Annotated in this window: 14 protein-coding genes; 4 read left to right on the forward strand and 10 right to left on the reverse strand. The window is 58.5% G+C overall.

Annotation, left to right across the window (positions count from 1 at the left end; translation table 11 throughout):
- Positions 1-27 precede the first annotated feature (27 nt).
- The 10 genes from rfbA to ACVC5H_RS23150 all read right to left on the reverse strand — a co-directional run bounded on the left by rfbA (position 28) and on the right by ACVC5H_RS23150 (position 11,972).
- The gene (rfbA, locus tag ACVC5H_RS23105) at positions 28-933 is read right to left on the reverse strand and encodes a glucose-1-phosphate thymidylyltransferase RfbA (RefSeq protein ID WP_489620049.1); all 906 of its coding nucleotides are present in this window, start codon (positions 931-933) and stop codon (positions 28-30) included.
- Positions 930-2,012, reverse strand: a complete 1,083-nt coding sequence (gene rfbB / locus ACVC5H_RS23110) for a dTDP-glucose 4,6-dehydratase (protein ID WP_489620050.1) — start codon at positions 2,010-2,012, stop codon at positions 930-932. Before rfbB ends, rfbA begins: the two co-directional genes overlap by 4 nt.
- Positions 2,013-2,196: 184 nt before the next feature.
- Entirely contained in the window at positions 2,197-3,480 is a 1,284-nt protein-coding gene (gene waaA / locus ACVC5H_RS23115; protein WP_489620051.1) for a lipid IV(A) 3-deoxy-D-manno-octulosonic acid transferase, read from the reverse strand.
- Position 3,481: 1 nt separating this feature from the next.
- A complete protein-coding gene (kdoO, locus tag ACVC5H_RS23120) occupies positions 3,482-4,351 on the reverse strand; it encodes a Kdo hydroxylase KdoO (protein WP_489620052.1) in 870 nt (289 codons plus the stop codon).
- Between the two features lie 164 nt (positions 4,352-4,515).
- Entirely contained in the window at positions 4,516-5,493 is a 978-nt protein-coding gene (gene waaC / locus ACVC5H_RS23125) for a lipopolysaccharide heptosyltransferase I (RefSeq protein WP_489620053.1), read from the reverse strand.
- 57 nt (positions 5,494-5,550) lie between these two features.
- On the reverse strand, positions 5,551-6,927 hold the full coding sequence (locus ACVC5H_RS23130; RefSeq protein WP_489620054.1) for a phosphomannomutase/phosphoglucomutase: 1,377 nt from the start codon (positions 6,925-6,927) through the stop codon (positions 5,551-5,553).
- Between the two features lie 33 nt (positions 6,928-6,960).
- Positions 6,961-8,961 carry a polysaccharide biosynthesis protein gene (locus tag ACVC5H_RS23135; RefSeq protein WP_489620055.1) on the reverse strand — a complete coding sequence of 667 codons (2,001 nt, stop codon included), beginning with the start codon at positions 8,959-8,961 and terminating at the stop codon, positions 6,961-6,963.
- 51 nt (positions 8,962-9,012) lie between these two features.
- Complete coding sequence (locus ACVC5H_RS23140; protein WP_489620056.1) at positions 9,013-9,573, reverse strand: sugar transferase; 561 nt, start codon at positions 9,571-9,573, stop codon at positions 9,013-9,015.
- 94 nt (positions 9,574-9,667) lie between these two features.
- A complete protein-coding gene (locus ACVC5H_RS23145; protein WP_489620057.1) occupies positions 9,668-10,798 on the reverse strand; it encodes a glycosyltransferase in 1,131 nt (376 codons plus the stop codon).
- Positions 10,799-10,838: 40 nt separating this feature from the next.
- Entirely contained in the window at positions 10,839-11,972 is a 1,134-nt protein-coding gene (locus ACVC5H_RS23150) for a glycosyltransferase family 4 protein (RefSeq protein ID WP_489620058.1), read from the reverse strand.
- A 472-nt stretch (positions 11,973-12,444) separates the two neighbouring features.
- On the opposite strand from ACVC5H_RS23150, the gene ACVC5H_RS23155 reads away from it, so the two are divergent.
- From ACVC5H_RS23155 to ACVC5H_RS23170, 4 genes are all read left to right on the forward strand, one after another.
- The gene (locus ACVC5H_RS23155) at positions 12,445-14,175 is read left to right on the forward strand and encodes a hypothetical protein (RefSeq protein WP_489620059.1); all 1,731 of its coding nucleotides are present in this window, start codon (positions 12,445-12,447) and stop codon (positions 14,173-14,175) included.
- Positions 14,176-14,247: 72 nt separating this feature from the next.
- Positions 14,248-15,036, forward strand: coding sequence for an ABC transporter permease (locus ACVC5H_RS23160; protein ID WP_489620060.1), 789 nt, complete (start codon positions 14,248-14,250; stop codon positions 15,034-15,036).
- On the forward strand, positions 15,036-16,265 hold the full coding sequence (locus ACVC5H_RS23165; RefSeq protein WP_489620061.1) for an ABC transporter ATP-binding protein: 1,230 nt from the start codon (positions 15,036-15,038) through the stop codon (positions 16,263-16,265). The genes ACVC5H_RS23160 and ACVC5H_RS23165 overlap by 1 nt, the downstream gene beginning before the upstream one ends.
- Positions 16,262-16,888 (forward strand): DUF4214 domain-containing protein, encoded by a 627-nt coding sequence (locus tag ACVC5H_RS23170; RefSeq protein ID WP_489620062.1) that lies wholly within the window; start codon positions 16,262-16,264, stop codon positions 16,886-16,888. The genes ACVC5H_RS23165 and ACVC5H_RS23170 overlap by 4 nt, the downstream gene beginning before the upstream one ends.
- Positions 16,889-16,930 lie beyond the last annotated feature (42 nt).

Genomic DNA, 16,930 nt, shown 5'->3' on the forward strand with positions numbered 1-16,930 from the left:
CCCGCATGGCTGATGTCCGATGGCATGCTAGACGATATCCCCACGCAACAGCCTGAACAGGTACTGTCCATAAGCATTTTTCTTGAGAACCTCGGCCTGGCGTTCAAGCATCTCTGCATCGATGTAGCCCTTGCGGAAAGCGATTTCCTCCGGGCAGGCCACCTTCAGTCCCTGGCGGTGTTCCAGCGTGGCGATGTATTGGCCAGCCTCCAGTAGCGACTGCTGGGTCCCCGTATCAAGCCATGCCATTCCGCGGCCCATCAGCTCGACATTGAGAGTGCCTGCGTCGAGGTAGGCGCGATTGACGTCCGTAATTTCCAGCTCGCCTCGCGCAGAAGGCCGGATCGACGCCGCGATGTCGCACACCTGCTTGTCGTAGAAGTAAAGCCCGGTCACGGCATAATTGGAACGCGGAGCCGCCGGCTTCTCTTCGATGCTCACTGCGCGCCGCTCGGCGTCGAACTCGACCACACCATAGCGCTCGGGATCGTTGACATGATAGGCGAAGACGGTGGCGCCGCTCTCGCGCGCCGCAGCATGCTTGAGGTTACGCTCGAAATCTTCACCGTGGTAAATGTTGTCGCCCAGGATCAGCGCCGAATTCTCGCCGTTGATGAAATCACGACCAATGATGAAAGCCTGGGCCAGGCCGTCAGGAGTCGGCTGTTCCGCATAGCTCAGCGACAAGCCCCATTTGCTGCCGTCACCCAACAGGTCGCGGAAACGCGGCAGGTCCTGCGGTGTAGAGATGATCAGGATATCGCGAATACCCGCGAGCATCAGTGTGCTCAGCGGGTAGTAGATCATGGGCTTGTCATAGACAGGAAGCAGTTGCTTGGACACGACCGTGGTGATGGGGTAAAGACGCGTACCCGAGCCCCCCGCCAGGATGATGCCCTTCTTGGTGCCTGCCCATTGCGTAGCTGCGCTCATTGTTGTGCTCCGGCGAGTTGTTCACGGCCATGGTAATTGCCTTGGATCCACTTGCGGTATTGGCCCGAACGAACGTTGGCCACCCAATCCTGATGGGACAGGTACCATTGAACCGTCTTGCGCATGCCGGTCTCGAAGGTCTCGGCGGGGCTCCATCCGAGTTCACCAGCAATCTTGGCGGCATTGATCGCATAGCGACGATCATGACCGGGGCGGTCGGCCACGAAGATGGCCTGATCGAAATACTTTCCGGTGGCCTTTGGAGAAAGCTCATCCAGCAAGGCGCACAGTACCTTGACAACCTCCAGGTTGGCCTTTTCGTTATTGCCGCCTACGTTGTATTTCTCACCCGGGCGCCCCGCCTCCAGCACACGGCGGATGGCTGCACAGTGGTCCGTCACGTAGAGCCAGTCGCGCACCTGCATGCCGTCACCGTAGATCGGCAACGACTGTCCTGCCAGGGCATTGGAAATGACAAGAGGGATCAGCTTTTCAGGGAAATGATACGGGCCATAATTGTTGGAGCAGTTCGTCACCAGCGTGGGCAAACCATAGGTGTGGTGATAGGAACGCACCAGATGATCCGATGCCGCCTTGGAAGCCGAATAAGGGCTGTTGGGTGCATACGGAGTTGTCTCGCTGAACGCCGGGTCTTGGGGCGCGAGCGAGCCGTAAACTTCATCGGTGGACACATGCAGGAAGCGGAAATCAGATTTCTCCGGCCCGGCCAGACCGTTCCAGTAAGCGCGGGCGGCTTCCAGCAACGCGAACGTACCGTTGATATTGGTACGAATGAACTCGGCCGGACCGTGAATGGAGCGATCTACATGGCTTTCAGCGGCGAAGTGCAGGATGGCGCGTGGACGGTGCTGCTGGAACAGGGCGCCCACCTGCTCTTGATCGCAAATGTTGCCTTGCACGAAAACATGTCGGGGGTCTCCAGCAATGCTCTCGAGATTTTCAAGATTGCCGGCATAAGTGAGCTTGTCGAAATTGACGACAGGTTCATTGCTGGTCTGCAACCAATCCAGCACAAAATTGGAACCAATAAAGCCCGCTCCCCCTGTGACAAAAATCATTTTGCGGCCCTGTAGTTTTACGCCAATAGCAATGGATCAGCCGTGTTAGCTTCAGGACAATGCAAGAAGTCAACTTTTGAGAATTATCTCAGAAGTGGTGGCCAATTGCGAGGTGAAGGCCCCGCAGGACGATTCCTGTTGACCACAACAATGGAGATCCCCGGGGCAAACATGCAGGAGAAACTCAGGTTCTCAACAGCAGAGCAGCGAGCAGTCCTACCGTTTTCTGCGATGCTCCCTGGTGCGCCTCGGCGAAACGGGTCGCTGCATCCCTCGTGGCGGCAATACGAGCCGCATCGTCAAACAGCTCCCCGGCGACCACGCACAACTGCCCGCCTGAGGACACGCGACAGGCGGCGCCGGCCTGGATTGCATCGTCGGTAATGGTCAGGAAGTTGAAGGTATGCTCCCCGACCAGCACGGGCTTGCCCAACGCCAACGCCTCGATCAGGTTCTGCCCACCCAGCGGCAAGAGACTGCCACCGATGAAGGCGACGTCACACAGCGCGTAATAGGCGAACATCTCTCCCATCGAATCACCCAGCACGACATCGACCTGATCCCAGCCGCCGTCCTGTCCCAGTTCGGCTCGCCGGCGCATCCGCAAGCCATGCGACCGAACCATGGCGGCGACCTCATCAAAGCGCTGCGGATGGCGCGGCACGATCACGGTCAGCCAGTCGGCACGGCCCAGTTCGACCAGCGCATCCATGATCAAGGCTTCCTCGCCCTCGCGCGTGCTGGCGCAAAGCAGGATCTTGCGCTCACCGATCGCACGCTTCCATGCCAACCCACGCTCGACCATCTCGGCCGGTGGTTTGACATCGAACTTGAGACTACCTGTCACTTCCACATGACGCGCACCAAAGGCACGCAAGCGCTCGGCATCGGCCTCGGACTGGGCCGCCACCACATCGATCGCCTCGGCCGCGGGGCGCAGCAGCGCGGCAAAGCGCAATCCGCGCCGTAGCGAACGTTCGGAAAGACGTGCATTGGCCAGCATCACCGGCACACGATGACGACGGCATTGCTCAATCAGGTTGGGCCAGACTTCGGTTTCCATCAGCACGCACACCGCTGGCCGGAAATGGCGCAGGAAGCGCGCACACATCCATCCCGTGTCATAGGGCAGGAAGCTTTGCACCACGCGCTGGCCATGCTTGCCATACACTTGGGCACCGGTGGCGCGGCCGGTGGCTGTCATGCAGGTCAGCAAGATGGAATGCTGCGGATAGTGCTGCAACAAGGCGTCGATGAGCGGTTCGGCGGCCCGGGTCTCGCCCACCGAGACCGCATGGACCCAGATGAAACGCGCCTGTGGGTCAGACAGGCGCGCATCGTGCGAATAAAAGCCCAGGCGTTCAGCCACGTGCGCCCGGTAACCCGGCTCCTTGCGGCCGCGCCGCCACAGGCGCAGCAGCACCAGCGGCAGCAGCAGCCACCAGAGGAAGGAATACAGCAGCCGCATCTCAGACCAGCGGATGGCCGACCAGGCGCGTGAGGATGGCCAGCGGGCTCGACTGCGGATCGTATTGCAGCTCCGGCGCGAGGTGCAGGGTCTGTTCCATCATGTACTGGCCTGACATGACCGCGTGCGAGGCCTGGTCCGAGAAGCAGATCCAGACCGAGCCCGCCGCGAACGGCATGGCGACTTGCTGGGCGTCCTGCTGGTATTGCATGTCGCCTTTCATGCCGTCATGCAATTGCAGCATGAGGTGGTCATACTCACTGCGGAAGGATTTGGTCACGTGCAGCGCCTTGAGCGCGCTGGCCTGCCAGCGTACATAAGGCTTGGCGCGCGGCAGGAAACGCCGGGCCACGGTCTCGAAGGGCTCGCCCACCCGCCAGACGCGCGGCACGCCATCCGGGTTCACATTGGTAAAGACGCGCAGGATGCGCTCACCATAATTAGGGCGCGAGGGGAAGGCATCAACGTGCATGCGCCGGTCATCGGCGCGCCAGGACTGCGAACGCGTTTCCACCTGCATCGGACGGTAGCTGGTGGGGGCGATACGCAAAGCGTCACGGTATTTGGGCAGCAACGTATGCACCAGGGACAGCGCCTGCTCGCGGAAGCGTCCGACCATGGCGGCCAGGGCCAACTGCTGCTCGGTCCCGCCAGCGGCGCCCTTGATATGGCCACGCGCGTCCAGGCTGATGTTGCGCGACTTGGGGGCGCGCACGGACGGATCCAGCAGCTTGCGCTCGGACTCCAGCAGCTGGAAGGCCAGTTGCGGGAAATACAGCACCTTGCCCGCTTCCAGCGCGGTAATCCATTCCGGGTTGGGGTGGTCGACCTGCCATTCGGTCAGGCCAATCTCGATAATTTGCGATTCCATGGCGCGTATTATGCCCTCAAGCGCCCTGCCCGTGTGACCCAAACACCTGCCCTATCGTGCCGGGAAGGCCCACCGCACGCGGGTCTTCACGCAAAGTTGGCGCTTTGAGCGGGGCTTTTGATCTGCTTCAACATATGCCCAAGTGGCTCCCGCACCAGTGCGGGTCAGTCCAGCAAGTCCACTGCGGCCCGCAAGACCTCCTCCTCGGAAGGCGGGGTACCCAGGTCGCCCAGATTGCGGATGGAGTCGGACCAATTGCCCTCGGTTTTCCAGCGCGGCGAGTCGCAGTAGAGCTCGACCGTGGGCTTGCCATACGCGGCGGCGATATGGGTCAGCCCGGTATCGAGCCCGATCACCAGCCGCGCCTGCTGCACCAGCGCCACGGCCTGCATCATCGGCAGCGCCGGCAGCACGGTCGCGCCGGGAATACCAGCGGCCAGCTGGCGGGCGGCTTCCTGCTCCCTGGCGCTCCCCCAGGGCAACAGGACCGGCAAGCCGCGCGCGGCCAGGGCCTGGCCCAGCCTGACCCAGCGTTCCTGCGGCCATTGCTTGGCCGCACGCGCAGTGCCGTGGAAGAAAACGACATAAGGCTGCTCCGGCATCCAGCCAAAGCGCGCCGGCTCCGGCGGCCGCAAAGCGAAGTCGGGCATGCCCTCCATCTGATAGCCCAGCGCACCGGCCGCCACCAATCGGGCGCGCGTGACCGCATGGGTGTGAATGCCAACCGGAATGCTCTGATCGTGAAAGATGCGCGATACCGGCTCATACCCCGAACCTTCGGTCGCATTGGCCAGGCCGATGCGGCGCCCCTGCGGCGCCAGGCGCGCCATGCGCATGACCACGCTGGTCTTGAGCAGGCCCTGGGTATCGAACACCACGTCATAGCGCTCGGCCCGCAACTGCCGGCGGAACGCGCCGATCTCGGCGCGCGTGGCTGCCGAGAACAGGGTCTTGCGCCAGCGGCGCAGGGCGATGGGGATGATCTTGCGCACGTGCCGATTGAGGCCGACCAGGCTGGTGTAGCCCTCTTCGACTACCCAATCGATCTGTGCATCAGGGAAATGCCGATGGATGTCCGCCACCATCGGCATGTTATGGACGACATCTCCCAGAGAGGAGACACGGACGATAAGAATTTTCAAGGCTGACCCACGTTGGCTTGACTGAATGGTGGGCCAGCATCTTACCTCATCGGCTGCTTAGAACGGCAGCGTTACATCAGGGCGGGCGGCCAGGATGACCTTGCGGAATTCGCCCTGGATGCGTTCCAGCGCCTGCGGCGTCTCGGCCTCGAAGCGCAGCACCACTACCGGCGTGGTGTTGGAGGAACGGGCCAGGCCGAAGCCGTCAGCGTATTCCACACGCAGGCCGTCGATGGTGATGATGTCCTGGGCGCCGTCGAACTTGGCATCGCTTTGCAGCTTCCCGATGAGGGCGAAGTTCTCGCCTTCCTGCAGCTTCAGCTGCAGTTCCGGGGTGCTCACCGATTGCGGCAGGGCATTGAGCACGGCCGACGGATCACTCTGGCGGGCCATCAGTTCCAGCATGCGCACGCCGGCATACAGGCCGTCGTCGAAGCCGAACCAGCGATCCTTGAAGAAGATGTGGCCGCTCATCTCGCCGCCCAGCGGGGCGCCGGTTTCGCGCAGCTTGGCCTTGACCAGGGAGTGGCCGGTCTTCCACATCAGCGGCTGGCCGCCGCGCGCGGTGATCCAGGGCGCCAGGTGGCGGGTGCACTTGACGTCGTAAAGGATTTCCTTGCCCGGGTTGCGGGTCAGCACGTCTTCGGCGAAGAGCATCAGCTGGCGGTCCGGATAGATGATCTGGCCGTCCTTGGTCACCAGGCCCAGGCGGTCGCCGTCACCGTCGAAGGCCAGGCCGAGTTCGTTGTCGGTCTCCTGCAGGCAGCGGATGAGGTCTTGCAGGTTTTCCGGATGGGCCGGATCGGGATGGTGGTTGGGGAAGTTGCCGTCCACTTCGCAGAACAGCTCGGTGACTTCACAGCCCAGGGCGCGGTAGATTTCGCCAGCGAAAGCACCGGCCACGCCGTTGCCGCAGTCGACCGCGATCTTCAAGGGACGCGCCAGCTTCACATCCGAAATCATGCGCGAGATGTAGGCCGCCTTGATGTCATGGGTGCTGTAGCTGCCGGCGCCCTGGGGGAATTCGCCCTTGACGATGGCCTGGTACAGGCCCTGGATGGTCTCGCCATGAATGGCTTCACCCGCCAGCACCATCTTGAAGCCGTTGTAGTCCGGCGGATTGTGGCTGCCGGTGACCATGATGCCCGATTGCGTATCCAGCACGTGGGTGCCGAAGTAGACCATGGGGGTAGCGACCATGCCCAGATCGATCACGTCCACACCGACGGCCTGCAAGCCCTTGGCCAGCGCGGCCGAGAGAGAAGGTCCGGAGAGGCGCCCATCACGGCCGATCACGACCTTCTTCTGGCCCTTGGCCAGGGCGGCTGCACCGAAGGCCTGGCCGATCTGGAAGGCGACCTGGTCGTCCAGGGTTTTGTCGATGATGCCGCGGATGTCGTAGGCTTTGAAGATGGATTGGGAAAGTTGGGTCATGAGGGTGCCTATACAATTTATTGAAGGTTGAAATCAGGACTTGGTGATCACTTCGAGCCGCAGCGCTCCCTCCGAACGCTGCAGAGACTGACGCTTGCGTTCCATGAAAGTCCAGTCGACGATCTCTGCCGCAGGTTGATATCCGGTCACTGCGGTGTGTAGCACTGATCGGATGGTATCAATGTCATTCTCTTCCAATGCAGCGCGCAGTTGCTCCAGCACAGCGCTTAGCTTGTCCCATGCGATGAAGTCTTCGTGCGCCGTCATGATACGGGGGTGGGCAGTCGGTCGGGGTTGTTCGCCAATCAACAATTCTTCATACAGCTTTTCGCCCGGGCGCAGACCGATCACCTGGATTTCGATGTCGCCATCCGGGCGGTGCTCGTCACGAACGGTCATACCGGACAGCTCGACCATCCGACGCGCCAGGTCACTGATCTTGACCGGATCCCCCATGTCAAGCACGAACACATCCCCGCCTTCGGTCATCGCACCAGCCTGTAACACAAGTTGCACTGCTTCGGGGATCAGCATGAAATAGCGGGTGACCTCCGGATCAGTCACAGTGATGGGGCCACCAGCCTTGATCTGCTCACGGAACAAGGGAACCACCGAGCCCGAGGAGCCCAACACGTTGCCGAAACGCACCATCGAAAAGCGCGTGGTATTGCGTGTACCCGGAGCATTGCGAGGCTGGTCGAGGAACCGCGGTGCCTCCGTGTCGGATAACGACTGCAGGATCATTTCCGCCAACCGCTTGCTGGCCCCCATGACATTGGTGGGGCGCACGGCCTTGTCGGTACTGATCAACACATAGTCGCTAACGTTATTTTCAATCGCTGCCCTTGCTACGTAGTAGGTGCCGAACACATTGTTGATAATCCCTTCGACGGGATTATGTTCCACCAGAGGAACGTGCTTGTACGCCGCCGCATGGTAGACGGTGCGCGGATGCCATGTGCGAAAGATGTGCGTCAGCCGCGCGTAATTGCGCACGCTTCCCAGCAGCGGAACCAATTCGGTAGTGACGCCCAGTCGCGCCAGACGCTGCTCCAGATCCCGGTGGATGGCATAGAGGTTGTACTCGTTGTGGTCAAGCAGCAGGAGCTTGCTGGGCACGGAATCGAGAATCTGCCTGCACAGCTCGCTACCGATACTGCCCCCCGCACCCGTAACGAGCACCACCTTGTTGGTGATATTGCGGCCGATCAATGTGGGATTGGGTTGCACTGGATCACGTCCCAGCAGGTCCAAGATGTCCAGCTCGTGTTCGTCGGCAACGGTAACCTTACCCTGGGCCAGATCGGCCAAGTCCGGGACGGAACGGATATGCACGTGGAAAGGACGTAGCTTCTCGATGATCTCCTTGCGTCGCGTACGGCTGATCGACGGTAATGCCAACAGCACGTCCGTGATCGCATAAGCCTCGATGAGGGAGGCGGCATCACTGGCAGCATAGACGCGCCGGCCATTGATGGTCTTGCCGAAGAGCTCGGGGTCGTCTTCCAGAAAGCCGAAAAGCACCAATTGGTGGCGGCGCTCCATCGCTTCCGCAATTTGCGCGCCCAGTTGGCCGGCACCGTAGACCAGCAACCGCGACTGCCGCAAATGTCTGCGAGAGGAATCGACACGGCTCAGCCAGAGCCGCGCAAAAGCTCGACTACCGCCGACCAGCACCAACACCAGCAGGGGTTGCAATACGCCAAGAGAGCGGGGTACACCGGGCAACGCCAACCAGACCAACAGGAAAAACAGGACCACCCCATAAATCGCCACCGCCTTGGCAATGGTCACGATGGCCACAATACCGGTATAACGAAACACTGAGCGGTATAGTCCCAGACGCACAAAGATGGGCAGCATCAGCAACGGAGCAAGCTGGTACACGTGCCACTGGTAGCCTTCCGGCCAATGCACCGTGTCCAGTCGCAGGGAAAAGGCAATCCAGGTCGCCATAAACGACATGCATATATCGGCCAAGGCGGCTATGGCCTGCTTGTTCAGGCGCGGCAGCTCAAGAACGCGATGTTTCATTGCTGTAGGTCTTTCATTGGGTTATTGAACTTGCCTGGAAAGCACCGCCAATTAATGGGTTATACCATCGCTCCTGAGCACCTTCCTTACGGTTCGCCACAGGATCAGCAAATCGAACCGGAAAGATCGTTTTTGCAGATATTCCGCATCGAACTGCACCTTGACAGGAATGGGGAGCTCATCGCGCCCATTGATCTGTGCCCAACCCGTCAGTCCCGGCTGCAGTTCACTTATGCCCATCTTGGTACGCAACATGATCAAGTCCGCTTGGTTATAAAGTGCAGGACGGGGGCCGACGAGCGACATATCGCCCCGCAGGACGCTCCAGAGCTGCGGCAATTCATCCAAACTGGACTTACGCAGAAAACTACCGATAGGCGTCAGATACGAAATCGAATTGTTCAACAGATGCGTGGCGATCACAGGCGTGCCCAGATTCATGGTACGAAACTTGGGCATGCGAAAGATTTCGTTTTGCTTTCCTACCCGGTCGGACCAGTACAACACCGGCCCCTTGGAGGTAAGCTTGATTAAGATCGCAATGATCAGCATCGGTACAGCAAATACGCCGCAGGCAACAAGCGCGGCACTGAAGTCGAACAGGCGTTTCATTTTATATTGGCAGCGCTATTATCAAATTGCCCACTCATGATAGCTTTTTATTGAGGCCGCTGAAATGCTTGTCGTAGCAGCCGGGTTGGACGTATCACGTGCTGGCAGCCTCGCTGAACAAGTCAAGATAAGCCCGTCCGAGGGCTGCTCCAGAAAACAGGCGCTCGTAACGCTGTCGTGCAGCGTGGCCCATTCGCGCGGCCAGCTGATTTTCGTTCAGCATGGCATGCATGGCGCCATGCAGCGCCGCTGGCGATTGCGGCGCTACCACCAGGCCGGTTTCTTCATGGGCATTGACGAAAGAGGTACCTGTGCCGATTTCACAGGAGATCATCGGCTTGCCGAACATAGCGGCTTCCACCAGCACCATACCGTAGGCCTCGGATCGCAGATGCGAAGGCAACACGAGCGCATGACAGCGTTGCAACAAGGCAACCTTTTCGGCCTCACTGACCTGTCCAGCAAAGATGACGTTGGAAGCCCCGGATTGCCCGGAAAGCTGCTGCAATCTCCCCAGTTCCTGTCCAGATCCAGCCACGATCACTTTAGCCTTGAGCGATTTCGCTGCTTCGATAAGGAAAGGCAAGCCCTTGTAGTAGCGCAGCACCCCGATGAAGAGGAAATACGGCTCACCATCTTCTACGCCCAATCGGGAAAGAATATGGTCGTCTCCCGCCTTGGAGTAGGAGCTTTCTTCAATACCCAGCGGAATAATGCGTACTTTTTCACGAATTCCAGGCTGCGACAAGATCGGGCTGGTGGCCGCATAGGAGGGCGCGTTGGCGACAATGAAGCGCACGCTATCGAGCGTGCGCCGCATTAATGGTCCGTAAGCAGTATTGAGCCAGCGCTGGCGCACCACATCGGAAATATAGGTCAGTACGGCCGGACATTCCGGCTGCGCGATAGCGTGCATGACGTCCATGAAGGGCCAAGGGAACAAGTAATGCACCACATCCGATTGACGGGCACGCGCGGCAAATTCGCGAAAGGCCTCAACACTCCCGAGATCACAGGATGCTGGCGCGGCCCAGGACCGACAGCGCACCACCGTGGCCTCCGGACGCTGGAGCACTTGAGGCTGAGGCCGGGGGGATAACGTGAAAATGGTATTGCGAGCACCAAGCGCAGTGGTAGACAAGGCAATCTGCCGGATGGCTTCCTGCAGCCCGCCGGGCGGATCCGGGAAATAGGTACGATAGACGTGAAGTATTGCTGGATTCAAACCATTTCCTTGTCAATTCGTTCTGAACCTGCGTATCAGATCACCCCAAAGCACGACGATAAACGTCCAGCGTCTGTTCGACGCAACGATCCCATGAAAACTGCCGACTCCTGCTCAATGCCATCCCGGCCAACCTTGTCCGCAAGGCGCAATCCTCGATAATGCAGCCCATGGCGGTGGCGATGCCCTTAACGTCATGCGGATCAACCATCAAGCCAGTATCACCGACCACTTCGGGCAACGATGACACATTCGATACGATCGCCGGTACCCCGCAAGCCATCGCCTCCAAGGGGGGCAACCCAAAGCCTTCGTAGATCGAGGGATAAACCATGGCAATTGCCCCGGCGGTAATACGAGCAAGGTCTTCGCGCGGCAGGTAGCCCAACAGCCGAACCTCGCCCGCAGCAACCATCGACGCCATCTGGCGTTCCATTGCTGAGGTGTGCCAGCCCTTCATGCCCGCAAGCACCAGGGGGTAACGTTGACGCGTGGTCCTCGGCAACTGAGCGAACGCTTCCAGCGCCACGCCCAGATTCTTGCGCGGCTCCAACGTTCCGACCGCCAGCAAATAGCCTTGGTAGCGAAGCGACAAGGCTTGCAGCACAGGTCGGCAATGCAGTTCGGTACGCGGCTGAAACATGGCTTCCACGCCAAGTGGAACGGCGACGATCCGCTCGGGCGCGATGCCGAATGTGTCAATTACCTCGCCTCTGACGAACTCTGAGTCGGTCAGTACCATCGATGCCTGGCGCAACCCTGGCTCGAAGTAACGCTCCATTGCCCTTACCCGCTCGGCAGGATGCGTGTGTGCAAAACGGAGCCACGACAGGTCATGGACCGTGATCACCGAGGGTTTGTCACATCTGAACGCAATGAAATTCGGTTCATGGTACACATCCGGTGCACTCACCTTCACGCCGGCACTAAAGCGCGATTGCGAAACCAACTGCTTGAGTTCGTAGGCAAACGGCACAAAACGCTTGAATCCAGCCTTGAGCATAGCGATATTGGCCATCGGTGCCTGCCGGACTTGCTTGTCCCAGACAGTGCCGTAGAACAGATCCAGCGTTGTGTCAGGCCGCGCGGCCAGCCTTTGCGCAATTTGGAAAGTGTATTGGCCTATACCGGTCAGGGGTGATAGCAGTGACGTTGCATTTAAGGCAACGCGCATAGCAATTCCATAGTGTTCACTAATGAGATGAATAGGCGACGCAAACCTATTGTATTATTTTCAATCATCTTTCCACATTACCAACAAGCAACACGTTGGCAGCATGCCCTGAGCTTGTGAATATATAAAGCGGGGATTGTAGTTCAGAATCCTCACAATTCAGATGAATGCTTAAATTTGTTACAGCGCTTTGAGCGACAAGGACCGATGGAACCAGTCCCGTCACAGGGCAGGCATCATAATTGCTCTTTGGAGCCAGCCACGGTAGAATCGGCCGCTCTTTTTTGAGGGTTCATCAACGGCAGTCCTCTGCAAGCGCCCTCGGCACAAGTCCAAGCATACAAAACAGGCACGCCGATCATTTGATGGAAACAGAGCTCTTCTTGCCCTCTCTCCCCAAAAACGCTTTGCTGCTTTCCTGCTCTTGCAGGAAGTGCCGCCTTCAGGCCAACGCAATGGTGGCGCATCCCAGATGAAATCTTCTCTTCTTCGTGTAGGACCGCTTGCGGTGATGGCGTTGACCGCCTTGTTCAGCGCTTTTGTCCTTTTGATCTACGTGCCAAATACGCTGCATGGAGACTTCAGCCAACACGTTCTGCCCAGCAAGATGTTCGGCGTACCGGAGCAGCTGCGCCAGCATGGGTTTTCTGAGCTGTACGGCCCCAATGAGAGCGGCTGGGATGGCCAGTTTTACTACTACATGGCCAATGACATCTTTGCAACCAAAGATACAGCGGCACATCTCGACGCGCCTGCCTACCGTTATCAGCGCATTGGCCTGCCTCTACTGGCCAATCTGCTCGCGCGGATGACCTTCCAGTCCTGGGTATCTCCGGTCCTGTATTACCTGACCACTCTGTTGCTGGTGCTGGGTGCAGCCGGAATGGCCGCCCGCCATTTTTCACAGCAGGGAATCTCCCCGCTGGTCAGCTTGGTTTGGGCGCTGGGCTTCGGTACGCAGATCACCATGCTCAACGGGCTACCCGATGCCGCTGCCGACGCCTTACTCATCCTTGCCATATTGGCGCTTCTCGAAAGGCGCCTGTGGATGTATTCGGTAGCCATCACATTTGCCGCACTGTCTCGAGAAATCTACGTGCTGGTACCGGCCGCCATGGTCGGGATGCATTTGCTGTCGATCTTAAAAGTACGCCAAGAAAGCGGACAGCCCCTCCGTATGAGTGCAATGCTCTGGCGCTGCCTGCCTCACTTGCCAGCCCCATTGCTGGCAGCCATATGGCAAATTTACTTGACGCATCATTTTGGCGTGAGCCCGTCATCCCAAGCGGCAGGGATCCTGGGAGTCCCGCTCGCCTCGACTTGGCATTACCTAATGTTGAGCTTGTCGGGCAAGCACCCCTTGCTGGTTCGCCCTGTGGAGGCACATGTGCAAGCGGTCTTGTTGGTCGGTTATATCGCCTTGTGCATCGCCAGTGGTGTTGCGCTGGTCAAAGCAGTGTTCCTCGGTTGGCGTGCAAAACAGTTCCGCTCGGCATGCGGCGCCGAACTGCTCGCATTCAATCTGGCCATGCTGGCAACGATCAGCTTGTATTCGGCATTCGGACCCACCGTCATGATGCACCATACGGGCTACCTCAAGGCTGCCAACATATTCCTGTTCGTACTTCCGTTTGCTATCGGTCAGTATGCACCTGCAGCCACCCGAAGCACCCTCTGGAAGGTGCTGTGTGTTGCAACCGTGGCGGTCATGGCGCTGATGATTTGGTCGCGCATCGCCGTCAGCGCCAGCTATTCGCATTTGCTGCAGCCAACGAGCATTGAACTGGCCCAGACGGAGCCAGCCTGCCTCACGCATCCGAAAGCGAAGTTGAGCCTGGTCTCGGCTCATGGCGTACGCATATGGCCCGAGAACTTCTGGACCTCGCTGCGGCCGGATGCGCCACTGCGCTTTGACATCGAAGTGCATAACCTGTCTGATGTCGCCTTCACCCCTTACTCGGGAAAGGGAACGGTCAACCTGAGTTACCAATGGCTGGACAAGAATGACCGCGTCATCCGTGATGGTGTGCGCACGCCCTTGACCATGCCGCTACAGCCCGGCGATTCGGTAACAAGGCCGATCGTGGTAGAGCCTCCTTTCTGGACCAGCCGCTATCACTTGCGCGTCAGTCTCGTGCAGGAAGGCTGTTCGTGGTTCTATCGCGCCAACCCATCGACCGGCCTTGACATACCATATCAATAAACATCCCTTTGAGCTGACTTGACGGCCGCAGTACCGTACACCTCATCACCGCACAGGACAATATCCACGACCATGCTAAGAATCATATGGGATTACCGGGGCTTCATACTCGGCAACGTCAAACGCGACTTTCAAGCGAGATACCAGAACTCTCTACTCGGTGGCACATGGGCCATCTTGAGCCCTGTTGCAATGATCTTCGTCTATACCGTCGTGTTCTCGCAAGTCATGCATGCTCGCCTGCCCGGAGCCGCCACGAACGGATTCGCCTATAGCATCTACCTATGCGCGGGCATTCTCACCTGGGGCTTGTTTACCGAAATCGTCAACCGGGCGATCATTGTGTTCATCGAAAATGCCAACCTGCTCAAAAAACTGAGTTTCCCGCGCATTTGCCTGCCAGTGACCCTGATTATCACCGCATGCTTGAACTTCAGCATCATCTTTGGCCTGTTTACCCTATTCTTGATCTTTTCGGGAAATTTCCCCGGACTGGTATTCCTGGCGATCTTTCCTGTACTGGCTGTGATGATCGCATTGGCGGCAGGGATGGGTATTCTGCTTGGTGTACTCAACGTATTTTTTCGCGACGTCGGTCAGTTCTTCGCGCTGTTCCTTACTTTCTGGTTCTGGCTTACGCCTATCGTGTATCCGTCCTCCATACTCCCGCAATGGTCGCGGCCGTTCATGCAACTCAATCCTATGAGTTCGGTGCTGGTTGCATTCCAGACCATCCTGGTTGAGGGACGGTATCCAGATTGGAGCAGCCTGCTGCCGACGAGCATGCTGGCGCTCTTGTTTTGCGTGCTGGGCTATCGTATGTTCCGCAAGCACGCGGGCGAAATGGTGGATGAACTCTGATGGGAACGATTAATGTCACTGGCCTGGGCAAGGCCTACAAGCAATATCCCAACCGCTGGTCAAGATTGCTGGAATGGATGGATCCGCGCAGCAAAAAACATCATCAAATGAGGTGGGTGATCAAGGATGTCAACTTCGGCCTGGAATCCGGTGACGCATTGGCCATCATCGGCCTCAATGGCGCAGGCAAGAGTACCCTGCTCAAGATGATCACTGGCACTACTCGTCCAACTGAAGGAGAAATACGCACTGTTGGTTCCATCGCCCCGTTGCTCGAACTCGGAATTGGCTTTCACCCTGACTTTACGGGTCGCCAGAACGTCTACCTGGCGGGACAGTTGCTGGGCTACTCTCGTGACGATGTGGACAGGCTGATGCCGGAAATCGAGGCATTTGCCGAAATTGGCGACTATATCGACAAGCCAGTGCGTATTTATTCCAGTGGCATGCAGGTTCGGTTGGCATTCAGCTTGGCAACTGCCCGCCGTCCGGACATATTGATTGTCGACGAAGCGCTTTCCGTGGGCGATGCCTATTTCCAGCACAAATGTTTCGACCGCATCCGTTCGATGTCGGCCCAGGGAACCAGCCTGCTGTTCGTCTCGCATGATCCGGGCGCCATCCGCAATCTCTGCCGCCGCGCACTGCTGCTCAATCGCGGCACCGTCGAATTTGAGGGTTCGCCCGACGAAGTGCTGGACTACTACAACGCCATGCTCGCCAGCACCGAGCTCAACCGATTGACCAAGCCCGACGCAGCCACTGGCCGTGGCATGCGCTCAGGCACGCAAGAGGTCGTGATAGAGTCGCTGCGCCTGCTGCAAGACGGCAAGGTCACCCGTCTTTTCACTGCCGGCGGCAGCATGTCCATCGAAGTCAACCTGCGCTGCACGGCGGCAATAGGAGAATTCACGCTCGGCTTATCCATCCGAGACATGTTCGGAAACACCATCCTGGGTACGAATACGGAAATGCTGCAGAAAAACCTTCATGCCACGCGTGAAGGCTCACGTATTCGGGCGAACTTCATTATCGCTGATCTAGGGATCGGGGCGGGGAGCTATTCAATCAGCCTTGCGGCCCACGATCCCAGATCGCATGTCGTCTCAAATTACGATTGGTGGGACAAGGCTGCCATCTTCGAGATCTACCAATCGCCAAACGACGTGGTAGCCGGACTATGCCGACTGCCGATCGCCTTTGAATCAACCCCCATCGAGGAGCCATGATGCAGGCACCACGTCCAGCCGGAGAATCCGGCCACCAGAATGAAACACCGCTAGAACAAGTGCAGCGGGAGATCATTGCGTCATTGTTCAATGGGCAGCGACTAACCCGCAAGAGCCGCAGCGAGCAATATTTGGAACACCGTCTGGATTCATTGAGCAAGCGCAACCGCATGTGCTCGTTCAGACTTGCATGGACACCCCTGGATGATGACTTCATCTATCTGTGCTACCAGCTTATCTTCAGAAGAGTACCCGATCCGGCCGGATTCAGACATTTGCAAATGTTGCTTGTGACACGCACGGCAACTCGCCTGGACGTGCTGATGTCCCTGCTGGCTTCACCAGAAGCGCGCGACATCCTTGCAGAAAACGATACTGCGCCCTCTCCGCCGCTGCTGCTTGCACGCGCGCGAAAATTTGTCGCACGCATTCCCATGCTAAACCCCTTGTGTTGGGCAACGTGGCGGGCTCTCTCCGTCCTCAGTCACCAACACCGAATGGAGCTCCAAAAGCTTGATGCCGGTGACGATCTGCAGGAGATCCACAACATGCTGAGCGACACGCTCGAATATGTGCATAACAAGAAAAGCGGGAAGCCAGTCTTCTTCAGCCACGGTCAGTGAGGACCGGCCGGGACGAAAAACCTTGACCTTTACAGACACACC

It is taken from the genome of Herbaspirillum sp. Her3 (assembly GCF_057961275.1).

Coding starts and splice junctions, on each gene's coding strand:
- rfbA (WP_489620049.1), bottom strand. CDS start 933: ATGAGCGCAGCTACGCAATGGGCAGGCACCAAGAAGGGCATCATCCTG.
- rfbB (WP_489620050.1), bottom strand. CDS start 2,012: ATGATTTTTGTCACAGGGGGAGCGGGCTTTATTGGTTCCAATTTTGTG.
- waaA (WP_489620051.1), bottom strand. CDS start 3,480: ATGCGGCTGCTGTATTCCTTCCTCTGGTGGCTGCTGCTGCCGCTGGTG.
- kdoO (WP_489620052.1), bottom strand. CDS start 4,351: ATGGAATCGCAAATTATCGAGATTGGCCTGACCGAATGGCAGGTCGAC.
- ACVC5H_RS23130 (WP_489620054.1), bottom strand. CDS start 6,927: ATGACCCAACTTTCCCAATCCATCTTCAAAGCCTACGACATCCGCGGC.
- ACVC5H_RS23135 (WP_489620055.1), bottom strand. CDS start 8,961: ATGAAACATCGCGTTCTTGAGCTGCCGCGCCTGAACAAGCAGGCCATA.
- ACVC5H_RS23140 (WP_489620056.1), bottom strand. CDS start 9,573: ATGAAACGCCTGTTCGACTTCAGTGCCGCGCTTGTTGCCTGCGGCGTA.
- ACVC5H_RS23150 (WP_489620058.1), bottom strand. CDS start 11,972: ATGCGCGTTGCCTTAAATGCAACGTCACTGCTATCACCCCTGACCGGT.
- ACVC5H_RS23155 (WP_489620059.1), top strand. CDS start 12,445: ATGAAATCTTCTCTTCTTCGTGTAGGACCGCTTGCGGTGATGGCGTTG.
- ACVC5H_RS23160 (WP_489620060.1), top strand. CDS start 14,248: ATGCTAAGAATCATATGGGATTACCGGGGCTTCATACTCGGCAACGTC.
- ACVC5H_RS23165 (WP_489620061.1), top strand. CDS start 15,036: ATGGGAACGATTAATGTCACTGGCCTGGGCAAGGCCTACAAGCAATAT.
- ACVC5H_RS23170 (WP_489620062.1), top strand. CDS start 16,262: ATGATGCAGGCACCACGTCCAGCCGGAGAATCCGGCCACCAGAATGAA.